Below are 14,625 nucleotides of genomic sequence, written 5' to 3'. Positions count from 1 at the left end.
GTATTCTCCCGTTAATGTCTTATTTTACAACAAATTTGTATCCAATACCCCAAACGGTCTCAAGGGCCCAGTGGTCATTGTCCTTTATCTTTTCACGAATTCTTTTAACGTGTACATCAACTGTACGTGTATCTCCTGCATATTCATAACCCCAGATATTATCTAGTAGCTGTTCTCTTGTAAATACCTGATTTGGTGCGGCTGCAAGGAAATAAAGTAATTCAATTTCCTTAGGTGGCATATCGATATTGCTGCCCGCATAGCTTACAGAGTAGTTGTCTAGGTTAATTGTAAGGTCTGGGTATTCAACACATTTTGAATTAGAGTTTTCTGCTAGGGAAAGCTGTGGAAGGTGGTAGCGACGAAGCACTGCCTTAACTCTTGCCACTAATTCCTTAGTTTCAAATGGTTTAATCATGTAGTCATCAGCGCCAAGTTCAAGTCCTAAGACCTTATCGAAGGTTTCCCCTTTTGCAGATAACATAATGATTGGTGTGTTGCTATGCTTTCTAATTTCCTGACAAACCTGATAGCCATCCATGCCTGGAAGCATTAAATCAAGGATAATTAGATTTGGCTTGAAAGTCTGAAACTGGGAAAGAGCGCTTTCTCCGTCATAAACTATAAGTGTCTCATAGCATTCCTTTGTTAGATAAAGTGAGATTAATTCGGCAATATTCTCATCATCATCTACTATCATTACTTTTTGTTTTGTTGCCATTTTGTTTTTCCCCTTTTTTATTATTTAAAATCTACGATTGTAACGCCTGCGTCGCCCTCCCCGATATTTCCAAGTCTAAAGCTTGCAATATATGGGACGCCACGTAAATAGGCGGTAATACCATTTCTTAGGGCTCCAGTACCCTTACCATGTACAATTCTTACCTGTGGAATCTTTGCAATATATGCATCATCTAGGTATTTATCAAGAACTGAAATGGCCTCGTCAACAGTATATCCAAGTAAGTTAATTTCAGTCTTTACATGAGCGGCCTTGCCCATCTTTATCTTGCTAGAACCAGTAGAAGTTTTAGATGCATTTGCCTTAGACTCCTCTGGGTCCTTGTAGTTTTCAAGTATCTCTAAATTCTTAATTGGCATCTTAGTAGATAAGCTACCAATAAGGACATTTACTTGTTTCTTTGTTGGGTAAATATCAGTAATTCTACCGATTACATTCATTGTAAGAACGCGAACATACATGCCCTTCTTGAAATCTTCAATGTTAGAAGATGTGTGCTTTGTAAGCTTAGCAGGTTCAACCTTAAGCTTTTCATTACGCTTATTAATCTTAGTTCTAACGTCGCTACGGCGCTTTTCAAGTTCCTTAACAGACATGCCGGTTTTATTCATAACCTTAATTGTCTCATCTGCGTAGTCCTTAGCCTCCTGTAGGATGGCAGCAGCCTGTTCGTTGGCACGACGTAAAATCTTATCCTTACTCTGATCGATTCTTTCATTCTTAGATTCAAGCTTTTCCTTAAGACTTTCAATCTCAGCCTTGTAAGCGGTGATTTCTTCCTTCTCGCGTTCTAGCTTTGCTCTAGTATTCTCAAGGTCTGTAACTAAGTCCTCAAACTTAATGTCATCTTCTTCTAGACGCTTGCTGGCATCCTTTAAAATGTATTCAGGTAGGCCAAGCTTCTTAGAAATAGCAAAGGCATTACTCTTTCCTGGTACACCAATAAGTAGCTTATAAGTTGGACTTAGAGTTTCTACATCAAATTCACAGCTGGCATTCTCAACTCCTTCAGTAGTAAGGGCATACATCTTAAGCTCTGAATAGTGAGTAGTTGCCATAGTTGTTACATTTTTATTCTTCAAATGGTTAAGAATAGATGTTGCAAGGGCTGCACCTTCAGTTGGGTCAGTACCGGCGCCAATTTCATCAAAAAGCACAAGGCTTTTTTCGTTGGCATGGCGTAAAATCTTAACCTGATTTGTCATATGAGATGAGAAAGTAGAGAGAGACTGCTCAATACTTTGTTCGTCACCAATGTCTGCGAAAACATTTTCAAAGACAGCAATATCAGAATGCTCGAGGGCAGGAATGTTAAGGCCTGCTTGAGCCATGAGGGTAAGTAAGCCCACTGTCTTTAGGGAAACTGTCTTACCACCAGTGTTTGGACCTGTGATAATAAGTAGCTTAAAATCGCGGCCAAGGTAAATATCAATAGGAACTACAACGTGTTGTTCAATAAGTGGGTGACGACCCTTCTTAATGTTAATAATTCCGTTGTTATTCATAGTTGGTCTTGCGGCCTTCATCTGCTTTGATAAATTTCCCTTAGCAAAGGCAACATCAAGGTTTGTAAGAAGTTCATAGTCGCTTAAAAGTACGTCCTGATATTCATTGGCACTTGCACTAAGCTTAGCTAAAATGACTTCAATCTCTGCTTGTTCCTTTAGTTCTAATTCTTTAATGTCGTTATTTAATTTAACAACTGAAGCTGGTTCAATAAAGAGTGTAGAACCTGTAGAGGACTGGTCATGGACCATACCTGGAACCTGAGACTTATATTCAGCCTTAACAGGAAGACAGTATCTTCCGTTTCTTGATGTAATAACAAAATCCTGTAGACAATTCCTTACGCTTGAGGAATTTAAAAGACGGTTAAGCTCTGTGTGAATCTTATCGGAGCTAAGTCTTTTGTTTCGTCTAATGTCACTAAGTGTAGCGGATGCCTCATCTGCAATTTCATCTTCTGAAATAATGCAGCGCTTAATCTGATTGTTAAGGCTTGTGGCCTCTTCAAGGGCATCGATGCTTGGTTGAAGACTATCTTCTTTATATTCGTAATATTCCTTGATCTGCTTAGATAATGTAAGTATATCACTAATGTTTAGAAGTTCTCTAGTGTTAAGTGAACTTCCCATCTTAAGTCTTAAAAGAGAGTCTCTAATGTCACGAACCTTGCTAAAATCAAGGCTGCCCTTCTGGAAAATTCTAGAAAGAGCGTCATTAGTTTCGTCTAGCTTTTCATTTATAATATTAATATCAGTTTCAATCTTTAATTTTCTAAGAATTGCCTTAGCTCCTTCAGAGGAAGCCTTAGCTACTAACTGTTCTTGTATCTTGTTAAATTCTAATGTATATATTGCTTTCTTATTCAAGAAAATGTCACTCCTAACTAAAAAATATATCTAATAGGTACAAATAAAAATAGTGCACCAAATTAATTTTATCTTATTTTGAGGTAAAAAACCATAATATTGTGTATAATATAGAATGTAAAAAGGGTTTTATTTATAAAGAAAGGGTTTTTATGACAGGCGACAACGGGGAGAATTCAGATTTTGAGCTATATACTGAAAAGGTAGTTTTAAATCCTAGAGTGAAGTATAAGAAATTAATTAGGATTGTTAGAATTATAGTAATCATTATCTGGATACTTGCAGCAATAATATTATTATATAAATTGTTTTGGCCAAAGATTAAGGCTAAGATTATAGAGAAGAATACTGAAGTCATCTATATTGAGAAGGATGACTATGAAGATTATTTTGATGATCAGTACAGTGAAGATGATATTCCTGATATTGGGGATGACTATGATAGCGCTCTAAATAATCTTAAATCTATGGTGGATGCTTGTAAGTCAAGTGTGGTAACAATTGATTATAAGTATAATGACCTTGAATCTGAACTTGGCGATAACAGCGCTAATCAGATGCCAGGGGTTATTGTGGGGCATGTTAATTCGGAATATTTGATTATAACAAGTGCAAGTGTAAGAGATAAGAATGATAAGGATGTTGAGTTGGTAGTTAATTTTAGCGATTCAAGTCAGGTGGTTTTAAGTCAAGTTTACACTTTAGAAGAATTAGGTTTAAGTTTATATAAGTTTAGTGATTCTGCGATTTCTGTGAATATAAGAAATTCCTTAAAAGTAGCAACACTAGGTAATTCATATGTGCTAGATCAGGGAGATATGTTGATATTTGTTGGAAAATTGCATAGTTCTGTGGATACAATTAATTATTGTACTATTACAAGTTTATCTACAAAGATTGATGTAGACCACAATTTTGAAATACTTGAAACTAATGTTGCTAAGACTAGTGGCGATTATGGATTTTTATATAATTCAAGTGGAGCCTTAGTTGGCATAACTTATGAAAGTGAAGATGCTACAGTAAAGGCTCTTGGTTTATCAGATTTAAAATGGATCATTGAAGAGATGATTAACAATCAAGGGGTAATGTACTGCGGTATTGAAGGACAGAATATTACTGATGAATTGGCAGAGAAATATTCCCTTCCAACGGGGGTTTACATTTCTTCTGTAGAGATTGATTCACCGGCTTATTTAGCGGGCTTACAGGCAGGAGATGTAATTGTTGAAGTGGATGGAAAAAGTCTTTTGACAATTCAAGAATTTAGTGAGAAACTATATCAGAAATCAGACGGTAATGTAATGGAAATTACCGTTAAGAGAAAAGGTAAAGATAGCCTACAGATGATAACCTTTGACGTTACAGTTAAAAGAAAGTAGGCAGGTTTAATTAGAAAGGATAACTAAAGGTTAGAGAAATAAAATGAGATATATAGAGACATTAAAAGATGGGGAAAGAATTAGCGAAGTTTATTATGTAAAGCAGAAACAGATTGCCCTTACAAGAACTAATAAGGAATATGGCAATGTAATTCTTGCTGATAAGACAGGCCAGATTGATACTAAGATTTGGGACTTAAATTCTGGTGGAATTCAGGAGTTTGAGGTAGGCGATTTTGTAGATGTATCAGGTCAGATTTCAAGCTACAACGGAAGCCTTCAGTTTAAAGTTGAAAGAATTAGAGTGGCTAATGAAGATGAATATGTAATTTCTGATTATGTACCATCCTCAAGATATGATGTAGAGGATATGTTTAAGGAATTACTTGGCTTTGTAGATAGTGTTAAGAATGAATATTTAAAGCAGTTACTTGATTCTTTCTTTAGAAAAGATGAGAATTTTGTAAAGGCATTTAAGAATACATCAGCAGCAAAGACAGTTCACCACGGTTTTACAGGAGGCTTACTTGAGCATTCCCTTTCAGTAACAAGACTTTGCGACAAGATGGCAGCAAATTATGATTATTTAAATAGAGACTTACTTATTAGTGCAGCAATGCTTCACGATGCAGGTAAGACTAAGGAATTATCTGAATTCCCTAAAAATGATTACACAGACGAGGGTAACTTCCTTGGTCACATTGTAATTGGCTATGAAATGGTTATGGATAAGATTAAGACAATTGAGGGCTTCCCTGAAATGTTAAAGCTTGAGATTGGACATTGTATTTTATCTCACCACGGCGAACTTGAATATGGTTCTCCTAAGAAGCCATCAATTGCAGAGGCTATTGCTCTTTCAATGGCAGATAATATTGATGCTAAGTTAGAGACTTTAAGAGAAGCACTTGATGCTAAGGACACTAACGATTGGATTGGCTTTAACAGATGGTTAGATGCTAACGTTAGAAGAACTATCTAAGAGCATTGTTCTTAAGGAGATTGTAATTTAAGAGCATTGATGCTTTTGAGGGTATATTAACGTTTTGGAATGAAAAAAAGAGACATTATTAAGACAGCTTGTGACGATTCGTTGCAAGCTGACTTTATGTATGGAAAGGATTAACATGTCATATAAAAAGAACGACACAGTTAAATTAACAATTACAGATTTAGGCACTAGTGGAGAGGGTATTGGTAGAGTTGATGGCTATACTTTATTTGTAAAGGATGCCCTAATCGGGGATGAAATCGAAGCCATGATTATTAAGGCTAAGAAAAACTATGGCTATGGTCGCCTTATGAAAATCCTAAAGGCTAGTCCTGCAAGAATTGAGGCAAAGTGTCCTGTTGCTAGACAGTGCGGCGGTTGTCAGATTCAGCAGATGAACTATGAGGCTCAGCTTTTATTTAAGCGTTCTTTAGTAGAGGGAAACCTTGAAAGAATTGGCGGTTTTACAGGAGCTTCTAAATTAGAGGTTCTTCCAGTTATTGGCATGGAGTCTGAATTTAATTATAGAAATAAGGCACAGTATCCTGTGGGATTAAATAAAGAAGGCAAGATTGTAATGGGCTTTTATGCAGGTAGAACCCACTCAATTATTGATAACCAGGACTGCCTTATTGGTGCTAAGGAAAATGTCTACATTTTACAAAAAGTTAAAGAGTGGATGGAGGAAAATGATATCCCTGCTTATGATGAAACTAAGCATAAGGGACTGGTGCGCCACGTTCTTATTAGAACTGGCTTTACAACTGGTCAGATTATGGTCTGTCTTGTAATCAATGGAAATGGCTTAAAGGCAGAGCAGGCAGACAAGCTTAATGAGAAGTTACTTTCAATTGATTTTAGTAAATTTAAGACAAGCGCTGCTTCAAGATTTAAGGACTTAGAATCAGAAGAATTAAAGAAGGACTTAGAAGCTAAGGGCGATGGTGTTGCAAGAATTACATCTATTATGCTTAATTTGAATAAAAAGGACACCAATGTAATCTTAGGGGAAGAGTGTAGAACTCTTTATGGCAGCAGTTATATTGAGGATTTTATTGCGGATATTAAATTCCAGATTTCCCCATTATCTTTCTTCCAGGTAAATCCAATTCAAACTAAGAAGCTCTATTCTAAGGCTTTAGAATTTGCGGGTCTTACTGGAGGAGAAGTGGTATGGGATATGTATTGTGGAATTGGTACAATTTCTCTCTTCCTTGCTAAAAAAGCAAAGGAAGTTTATGGAGTGGAAATAGTTCCTCAGGCCATTGAGGATGCTAAAAATAACGCTAAGATTAATGCTATTACAAATTCAAACTTTATGGTGGGTAAGGCTGAAGAAGTGGTTCCTGAAATCTATGGTAAAGATGGGGACGCTTCTGCAAAGCATCCAGACGTAGTTGTAGTTGATCCTCCAAGAAAGGGCTGCGATGAGGCGCTTTTAAATACATTAGTTTTAATGGCACCAAAAAGAATTGTTTATGTAAGTTGTGATTCAGCAACACTTTCAAGAGATCTTAAGTTCTTATGCGAAAAGGGCTTTAAGGTGGAGAAGGTGCAGCCAGTGGATATGTTCCCACATACGGTGCATGTAGAGACTGTAGTGTTGCTCACAAGAGTGAACTAGTAGAAAACTTTAGCATCTGTTTACGCAGATTTTATGGAAAAATGCTAGTATATAAAAAAGGGTAGCATTATAAAAATAATTCCTTTTTTTATAAAGGAACATCATCAAAATTTATAAAGGAGAAAAGTGTAATTAGAGAAGATATAAGTAGGCAAATTAGTGAAAAAATTATGATTACAATTTTACACAGTATTTTACACAGTATTAAAAGATAATTAGGCTTATTCTCTGTAATTCGTAAAGAATACGTTTTGAAATTATTATTTTCTTTATGTTTCATGATGTAAATTTTAAGGACAACAGAAATAATAAAAAAAGCATACCCTGTAAAATTAAATGCAATAGTATAATTACTAGCTAATTGTATTTGCGCTGAAGAATTATGTGCATAAGGGTCTATGGATGTGGGGAGAAAACTGATGAAATAATATTCTCCTAGAATTACCATTGCGATAATGGTGATCCCAATTAACCAAAGTAGATTAGAAAGTAATTTCAATTTTTTCATAATAATCACTTCCTTTTCATCATATTATGTAATAGTATAGCATAAAATTTTTTAATTGCACACGCATTTGTGGGAAAACCTGCAAGTCCTGAGAGTAAGTTTACTCCAGGAGATGTTCAGATGATTGAGGATTATCATAACCTCAGAGAAGAGCAGCTATGCATTCGAGGAATAGGAGCGTAGAGCCAAGTTTTGATCCTAATTGAAAAATTTAATGTAACGAAAGCATGGTTGTGGAGGGGAAAGGAGAAACGGTAATATGAGAAGATTATTTACAATTGATCTTAAAGATTATAGAGAGGATTTTAGGATTTTCAGAAGACCGTCTGCTAGAGCAATCATACGAAGAGAAGGCAAACTTCGCATGGTATACAGCCCTGTCGAGAAGTATTATAAGTTTCCTGGCGGAGGAGTCCGTGGTAATGAGGACAGGATAGATACGCTCATAAGGGAAGTGCGAGAGGAAACAGGTCTTGTTGTTATACCGGAAACCGTCAGAGAATACGGCAGCGTTTTGAGAAGACAAAACAGTGATAGAGATGAGGATACCATTTTTGAACAGGAAAATTTCTATTATTTCTGTGATGTAAGTGAAGCAAACATAGGGCAGGATCTTGACAGTTATGAGGAAAAACTGGAGTTTACTTTAAGAGATGTTGATATTGACGAAGCAATCCGGGTAAATGACGAGTATACCAGTGAGAATGCTTTCAATTATCAGATGATAAAGAGAGAGTTGCGTGCGCTTCAAATGATGAAAGAAGAAGTCTTTACAGGTTTAATGGGAAAACAGTTGTCATAGGTACGCATGGAACTGCACTTAGCACCATTCTGAATTATTATGATCCAGCATTTGATGTGGATGATTTTCTTCGGTTCATTGATTGGATGCCGTATATAGTGGAATTATCATTTATAGGTCATGAACTGATAGAGAAGAGGGAATTGGCACATATTTATAAGGAATATCAAAAGTGTTGACTAAGTGTGTCGGCGATGAGATTCTTTTATGTCTTTTGCAATTGCAGTAATGCCTTCGCAGATCAGTCGATTGTTGATGGTGCCACTTTTCAAAATGCCTATGGCATCATCGTTGTGTTTCAGCGCAAAAATATCTGATGAGTATTCATTCCGATTTTCTGATAATCCCAAAAGATAATCTGCAGACACACCATAAAAATTTGCCAATGCGATGATCGATGTATGAGAAATATCTCTTGTAGAAATAATGCGATTGTGGTATTGTTTGTATATACACAAGTTTGTATATGCACACAACAATGGAGGGTTACATGACTATAAGTGAAAGGCTTTTTAGGATAATGGAAGAAAAGAATATATCAATGTCTGAACTGTCACGCTTGACTGGAATATCAAGACATACGATTTTTGACTGGCACAAGAAGAATACGAATCCGGGTTCAGATAAAATAATGGCCATTTGCAGAGCGCTTGAGATTACTCCGGAACAATTGCTGACCGGTGAAGGAATTGATGATGTGACAGAGCTTAAACCTATAACGGAACGAGCATATGATGATAGAACAGATGCTAAACTGCTGAAGGATTATCACGGAATGCAGGAAGATCAGAAGAAAAGATTGCTTGCATATGTGGAGGCACTAAAGAAAATCGAGAGTCTGGAGGATTTGAAATAGCATGGGGAAAATTACAGAAATCTTGACGATAGAAGAACTATATAAATGCGTATACATTATTCGCGGACAGCAAGTAATGTTTGATCAAGATCTTGCTGCGATATATGGATATGAAGTGAAGAGGCTCAACGAACAGGTGAAAAGGAATATCAGCAGGTTTCCGGAAGATTTTATGTTTCAAATTGAACCGGAAGAGGTTCCGGATCGTTTAAAGTCGCAAATTGCGACTTTAAACGGAAGCAACAATAAACGTGGAATGCACATAAAAAAGATGCCATATGCTTTTACGGAACAAGGAATTTACATGCTTGCTACGGTATTGAAGGGAGATTTAGCTGAGCAACAGAGTATTTATATAATGAGGGCATTTAAAGAAATGCGCCATTACATAAGAAGAAATCAACAGTTTGTTACCGGGGCCGAGATGAATCTGCTTAACGCCCGTGTTACTGAGATTTCGATGCAGGTTGCGGGACTAAATGATCATAGAATCAAGACGGATCAAAGCATAGAGAAGATTCAGAAAAGTATAGACACTATTAATGCAAATTTTATCCAGAAGGATGATTACAGGAATTTTGTTATATACAAGGGACAGAAGTTTGAAGCAGATGTGGCATATATAGATATCTATCAAAAAGCTAGAAAGAGCATATATATCGTAGACGATTATGTGAATATAAAAACATTGCAGTTATTATCGCAGAAGAAATCGGGTGTAAACGTGATTCTATTCACCGAAAATGGTTTCGGACGACAGGGGTTCTTGACTACAACAGTTGTAACGGATTTTAACAATCAGTATCCGTTACTGACTACAAAACATAATCAGGATTGTCATGACAGGCTGATCGTCTTGGATTACGGCTTTAAAACCGAGCAGGTTTTTCATTGTGGAGCATCAAGTAAAGATGCTGGGAAGAAACTATGTGCCATAAATGCTGTTGCGGATACGAGCCTTATTCATCCCGTGATAGATAAAATGCTTTCAAGTCCGGATTATACAATTTAGCTATGCTTTGAGGCATTTTCAGATGATATAGAAGAAACAATCATAGGAGTGAAAAAAACATTGGAATATAGAGTGGCAACTTTGGATGATATTGATTTATTGACGGTTTCCCGTGTTAAAGTTTTAAGAGCGGCAAATAAGTTAGATGATTCTGTTGATATGACAGAGGTTGAAAAAGAATCATACAATTATTATAAAAAGGCATTGGCTGATGGTAGCCATTTCGCGATTCTTGTAATGGATGATGGTGAATTTATAGGGGCTGGCGGTGTTAGCTTTTATAACGTTATGCCGACTTATCATAATCCCAGTGGCAAGAAAGCTTACATTATGAATATGTATACAGATCCGAACTATAGACGACAAGGAATTGCGTATAAAACATTAGATACGCTTGTTAATGTTTCAAAAGAACGTGGAGTTAAACATATATCATTAGAAGCAACAGATATGGGGCGACCTTTATATGAGAAATATGGTTTTGTAAAAATGAAATCAGAAATGGAATTAATAATGATGGAGAAATAGCTTAATGAGAACAAAACATGTTGTTGTACTTCCTTATGATGAAAACTGGAAGCAGGGCTTTATTGACATAAAAACAGAGCTTAGTCAGGCTCTCGGAGAGCTTGCGATTTCTATTGAGCATGTCGGCAGTACCTCAGTTGAAGGATTGGCAGCTAAGCCAATTATAGATATTGATGTTGTTGTGAAAAAAGAAAGAATTAATGATGCGATTTTAGCTTTGAAAAGTATTGGCTACATTCATGAAGGTAATCTTGGAATACCTGGAAGAGAGGCATTTGCATATGATGGTAAAGAGCATTTACAGAAACATCATTTATATGTGTGTCCGGAGGATTCTTTGGAATTGAAAAGACATTTGGCATTCAGGGATTATCTTAGATTGCATCCAGAGGCTGTAGATGAATACAGTAAAGTTAAGGTGGAGGCTGCAAAACTTTATCCAGAGGATATTGACAAATATATTGAACACAAGGCGTTTGTTATAGAAAAAATTTATTCTGTTATGTAAGGAGTGGGTATTAGAACTTTTTACGGAACCGTAAAGTATTTTGTTGACAGCTTTGTAACTATTGTAATAAGCTATTATTATTAAGAGAGGAGGTGCTTCATTATGATGATAAGTGGAATAAATACTATAGCTGAATATCTCATGAAGACCTCGGTGATTTTTGTTTAGTTTATTATGATTAGATGCCGTGGACTTTTGCCACGGCTTTTTTTATTGAAAAAAGTCATGGTTTTCGTAGATATTCATACAAGATCAAAGGAATCAGTGAACTAGAATATTTATGGAGGAAAACTATGATAAGTTTGAAGGTAATTAACGAAGATAATTTTGTAGATGCATTTAATCTCAAGTTAGCTAAAGGTCAAGAGGAGTATGTTTCTCATCCGGTACGAAGTCTAGCGCAGGCTTATGTATATAGGAATCAATGCCAACCCTTTGGGATATATGCTGATGAAAAGATGGTTGGGTATGTCATGGTGATATATGATTATGATATTCCGGAGTATGATATTTGGCATATGATGATTGATGAATCACAACAAGGCAAAGGTTATGGTAGAGCAGCGCTTAACCAAATTATTGAATATATAAAAGCAAAACCATTCGGTGATTCTAGCAGAATTGCACTAACCTGTAATAAAAACAATTATGTAGCCAAAGCGCTATATGAAAATATTGGTTTTTCATCTACGGGAGTTGAGGATGAAGATGAAATTGAACTTGTTATGAATGTATAATAATCATTAGAAACTATGGGCGCACTCGTGCTTTACTTAACAGTAAGTATGAGTGCGCTTTTGCTATGCGGAAAAAAGATTGCGTTCAGGCACTTGGAAAGTTTGTGTACCTTGTATTACTTTTACTTTTTACTATGTCCACTTCCTTTAATTGTTTTATAGAAATCTGAGTAGCGTTGCAATATGTCAGTAAAGATCTTGAACTCGTATGAATCCATCTTGGTAAAATTGATTTTGAAAAGTTTTCATGTAATGGTTTTCATCGGAAATACCTTTACTTTGAAGGCGAACCCTTGTCTGTTCAATCATTTTGTTGATGCTTCGAAATTGCAGCGGCAAGTCCTGAAAGCAAATGTTAGCGAGCATATTACAAATATTTTCAAAGAGGGTGAACTTGTAAAAGAAGCAGTTGTTCGAAAATTCCGAACAACTGCCTCAGATGGGAAGAATTACAATGTTCTTCATTATAACTTGGATATGATTATTAGATGAAAATTCAACCTGTCGGAAATTCCGACAGGTTTGGATGGAAGGAAATAGACAGGTCACAAGAAAACTACCATTTTATAACCTTGATATGATAATTTCTTTGGGTTATCGAGTTAAATCTTCAACAGCGACGCATTTTCGCAAGTGGGCAATGCAACGTTTGAAAGAATATATAATCAAAGGATTCACAATTGATGACGAGCGTCTAAATGGAAATGGCGGTTGTAATTACTGAAAAGAACTTCGTGATAGGATTCGAGATATCCGTTCTTCAGAAAATGTTCTTTATCGTCAGGTTCTGGATTTGTATGCAACTAGTGTTGATTACAATCCAAAGAGTGATGAGTCTATACAGTTTTTTAAGGAAACTATTGAAAGAGCAAAGGAATCTTGTGAAAGTGCAGAAATAGAGGTGCTTGACCATTTTGCCGGCGCCGGCAAAATGATTGAGATAGCTAGTGGGGCAATGAGAGAAAAAATCAGATAGTAAGGGAATCGGAACATTCGATTCCCTTATTTTACTGTACAAAGAAAACAGCTATACTGACTTTTATTAATTTAAGTGCTATAATTAGACAGAATATGGGTATGTATACAATTTTATCATACCAAAGTGAAGTTAAGTAATGAGAAGAAATAATAAGAGGAGTAATCATATGAATAACGAAACTATGCTTTCGTCACTAGTTAGAGGAGCGTTAAACAACGAGAACAGCAGAGAAGAATTTCTTAAGAAAATGTATGATGACGTGTATGCCTTAGTTTATCCGGTTATGAAAAACAAGAATGATTCTAAGGATTACACAGAAGATGCCCTAGATTATGTATATGATAATCTATCCCAGATTAATTTAAATAAGAACATTTATCGACAAATCGCAACATTAGTTTCTAGTTTCTTAGTTAAGGATTTATTAGAAGAAGCTAATGATTACGAATTAAAGGATTGTGCTTATAGTTATGATAATTTAAAGGAAGATAAGGAATTACATAACGTTTGCAAGAATAATGTTACAGCCTTTAGAAACGTGAAGGACTTTAAGGGTTGTGGAAAAAAGTTTAAAAAGTTGCCGGCTGTTCTTATGGCAATGTTAGAGCTTTTCGGTTATGAGATGCGAAGTGTAGCAGAGATTGCAAAGCTTACTAATCTTAGTGAAGATAAGGTTAGAGGCTTCCTTAATGAAATAAGAAGATATTATGGTTATGAAATCTTAGATGGATTTAAGGCAAAGGCAGTTAGTGAGGATACTAACGAGCTAGATGGCTTTGAATTTATTGATGAGAATACAAATCCTGAAACTGCTCCAATTCCTGAAGTTGAAGCAATAACTGAAGATTCAGAGGAAGATTTAGAGTTAGAGACATTATCAGTTGAAGCTGATGATGACTTTGAAGTTGATAAGAGTGAGACTGATGGGGAAGAAAAGGAGGAGAAAAAGGCAGGTCCTATTGTGGGCTTCTTTGCTAGACTTTTCCCAGATCTTTCTGTGGGTCAGGCAAGAATTGTAACTGTGGCTTTATTTGGCTTGGTGGTAGCAGTAGTTGCCGTTCTTGTATTTGTGCCATTACTAGGTAAGGATGAGGTGGCATCAGATCAGGTTCAGGTTGAATCAACTACTGAGGCTGAAAGCGAGACAGAGACTAGTGAGGCAACAACTGCTAGTCAAACAAAGGCAGCAACAACAAAGGCAACAACTGAGTCTACAACAGAAGCTACAAAGTCATCAAATAGTACAACAACTTCTAGTACTGAAACTACAACAGAGACTACAGAAGCAACTAGTTCAAATGATTCACAGGATTCAAAAAAATCACAGGATTCAAATGATTCACAGGATGTAGAAGAGTCTGGTGAGGAATCAGGAGAGGAAAGTTCTGATGATAGTACTCAAAAGACAGATGATAACACAGAAGCTAATGCTACTAAAGCAACACAGGAGGCAACTACAGAAGCAGTAAGTAATTAGTTAAATAATATATTTTATAAAGGAATGAAATATGAACAACAACACACGATTTAAAAAGCCTCTAAGAAGGCTATTATACGGAGCGAGTGCTGTTTTAATTTTATTTT

13 protein-coding genes and 1 pseudogene are annotated in these 14,625 nt (G+C 36.0%); 11 read left to right on the top strand and 3 right to left on the bottom strand.

Features of this window, described 5'->3' with window-relative positions; genetic code table 11:
- Positions 1-19: 19 nt before the first annotated feature.
- The gene (locus BLQ66_RS07885) at positions 20-721 is read right to left on the bottom strand and encodes a response regulator transcription factor (protein WP_074521687.1); all 702 of its coding nucleotides are present in this window, start codon (positions 719-721) and stop codon (positions 20-22) included.
- A 20-nt stretch (positions 722-741) separates the two neighbouring features.
- Positions 742-3,114, bottom strand: a complete 2,373-nt coding sequence (locus BLQ66_RS07880; RefSeq protein ID WP_074521686.1) for an endonuclease MutS2 — start codon at positions 3,112-3,114, stop codon at positions 742-744.
- Positions 3,115-3,266: 152 nt separating this feature from the next.
- On the opposite strand from BLQ66_RS07880, the gene BLQ66_RS07875 reads away from it, so the two are divergent.
- The 4 genes from BLQ66_RS07875 to BLQ66_RS07855 all read left to right on the top strand — a co-directional run bounded on the left by BLQ66_RS07875 (position 3,267) and on the right by BLQ66_RS07855 (position 8,421).
- Positions 3,267-4,496, top strand: a complete 1,230-nt coding sequence (locus BLQ66_RS07875) for a S1C family serine protease (protein WP_074521685.1) — start codon at positions 3,267-3,269, stop codon at positions 4,494-4,496.
- Positions 4,497-4,539: 43 nt separating this feature from the next.
- Positions 4,540-5,478, top strand: coding sequence for a 3'-5' exoribonuclease YhaM family protein (locus tag BLQ66_RS07870; RefSeq protein ID WP_074521684.1), 939 nt, complete (start codon positions 4,540-4,542; stop codon positions 5,476-5,478).
- A 130-nt stretch (positions 5,479-5,608) separates the two neighbouring features.
- Positions 5,609-7,111 carry a 23S rRNA (uracil(1939)-C(5))-methyltransferase RlmD gene (gene rlmD / locus BLQ66_RS07865; protein WP_242869336.1) on the top strand — a complete coding sequence of 501 codons (1,503 nt, stop codon included), beginning with the start codon at positions 5,609-5,611 and terminating at the stop codon, positions 7,109-7,111.
- Between the two features lie 767 nt (positions 7,112-7,878).
- Positions 7,879-8,421 carry an NUDIX domain-containing protein gene (locus BLQ66_RS07855; RefSeq protein ID WP_074521681.1) on the top strand — a complete coding sequence of 181 codons (543 nt, stop codon included), beginning with the start codon at positions 7,879-7,881 and terminating at the stop codon, positions 8,419-8,421.
- A 179-nt stretch (positions 8,422-8,600) separates the two neighbouring features.
- Here BLQ66_RS07855 and BLQ66_RS12050 read toward each other — a convergent pair whose 3' ends face one another.
- On the bottom strand, positions 8,601-8,807 hold the full coding sequence (locus tag BLQ66_RS12050) for a hypothetical protein (protein ID WP_180364708.1): 207 nt from the start codon (positions 8,805-8,807) through the stop codon (positions 8,601-8,603).
- Between the two features lie 104 nt (positions 8,808-8,911).
- On the opposite strand from BLQ66_RS12050, the gene BLQ66_RS07850 reads away from it, so the two are divergent.
- The 7 genes and pseudogenes from BLQ66_RS07850 to BLQ66_RS07810 all read left to right on the top strand — a co-directional run bounded on the left by BLQ66_RS07850 (position 8,912) and on the right by BLQ66_RS07810 (position 14,518).
- A complete protein-coding gene (locus BLQ66_RS07850; protein ID WP_074521680.1) occupies positions 8,912-9,277 on the top strand; it encodes a helix-turn-helix domain-containing protein in 366 nt (121 codons plus the stop codon).
- Position 9,278: 1 nt separating this feature from the next.
- Complete coding sequence (locus BLQ66_RS07845; protein WP_074521679.1) at positions 9,279-10,289, top strand: ORF6N domain-containing protein; 1,011 nt, start codon at positions 9,279-9,281, stop codon at positions 10,287-10,289.
- Positions 10,290-10,337: 48 nt separating this feature from the next.
- Entirely contained in the window at positions 10,338-10,817 is a 480-nt protein-coding gene (locus BLQ66_RS07840) for a GNAT family N-acetyltransferase (RefSeq protein WP_074521678.1), read from the top strand.
- A gap of 4 nt (positions 10,818-10,821) precedes the next feature.
- Positions 10,822-11,325, top strand: coding sequence for a GrpB family protein (locus tag BLQ66_RS07835; protein WP_074521677.1), 504 nt, complete (start codon positions 10,822-10,824; stop codon positions 11,323-11,325).
- A 293-nt stretch (positions 11,326-11,618) separates the two neighbouring features.
- Positions 11,619-12,062: a GNAT family N-acetyltransferase gene (locus BLQ66_RS07830; RefSeq protein WP_074521676.1), complete on the top strand. Its 444-nt coding sequence runs from the start codon at positions 11,619-11,621 to the stop codon at positions 12,060-12,062.
- A gap of 297 nt (positions 12,063-12,359) precedes the next feature.
- Positions 12,360-12,915: pseudogene (rhuM, locus tag BLQ66_RS12315) on the top strand (RhuM family protein); the annotation flags it as partial.
- Between the two features lie 292 nt (positions 12,916-13,207).
- Positions 13,208-14,518, top strand: a complete 1,311-nt coding sequence (locus BLQ66_RS07810) for a hypothetical protein (RefSeq protein ID WP_074521673.1) — start codon at positions 13,208-13,210, stop codon at positions 14,516-14,518.
- Positions 14,519-14,625: the final 107 nt, after the last annotated feature.

This window comes from Lachnospira pectinoschiza (genome assembly GCF_900103815.1).
GTDB lineage: Bacteria > Bacillota > Clostridia > Lachnospirales > Lachnospiraceae > Lachnospira > Lachnospira pectinoschiza_B.
The sequence above is the reverse complement of the archived record's forward strand: the minus strand, read 5'-3'. Positions and strand labels throughout refer to the sequence as shown.

Excerpts from the sequence above, each read along its gene's own strand:
- BLQ66_RS07885 (WP_074521687.1), bottom strand. The coding sequence starts at position 721 with ATGGCAACAAAACAAAAAGTAATGATAGTAGATGATGATGAGAATATT.
- BLQ66_RS07875 (WP_074521685.1), top strand. The coding sequence starts at position 3,267 with ATGACAGGCGACAACGGGGAGAATTCAGATTTTGAGCTATATACTGAA.
- BLQ66_RS07870 (WP_074521684.1), top strand. The coding sequence starts at position 4,540 with ATGAGATATATAGAGACATTAAAAGATGGGGAAAGAATTAGCGAAGTT.
- rlmD (WP_242869336.1), top strand. The coding sequence starts at position 5,609 with ATGGAAAGGATTAACATGTCATATAAAAAGAACGACACAGTTAAATTA.
- BLQ66_RS07855 (WP_074521681.1), top strand. The coding sequence starts at position 7,879 with ATGAGAAGATTATTTACAATTGATCTTAAAGATTATAGAGAGGATTTT.
- BLQ66_RS07850 (WP_074521680.1), top strand. The coding sequence starts at position 8,912 with ATGACTATAAGTGAAAGGCTTTTTAGGATAATGGAAGAAAAGAATATA.
- BLQ66_RS07845 (WP_074521679.1), top strand. The coding sequence starts at position 9,279 with ATGGGGAAAATTACAGAAATCTTGACGATAGAAGAACTATATAAATGC.
- BLQ66_RS07835 (WP_074521677.1), top strand. The coding sequence starts at position 10,822 with ATGAGAACAAAACATGTTGTTGTACTTCCTTATGATGAAAACTGGAAG.
- BLQ66_RS07830 (WP_074521676.1), top strand. The coding sequence starts at position 11,619 with ATGATAAGTTTGAAGGTAATTAACGAAGATAATTTTGTAGATGCATTT.
- BLQ66_RS07810 (WP_074521673.1), top strand. The coding sequence starts at position 13,208 with ATGAATAACGAAACTATGCTTTCGTCACTAGTTAGAGGAGCGTTAAAC.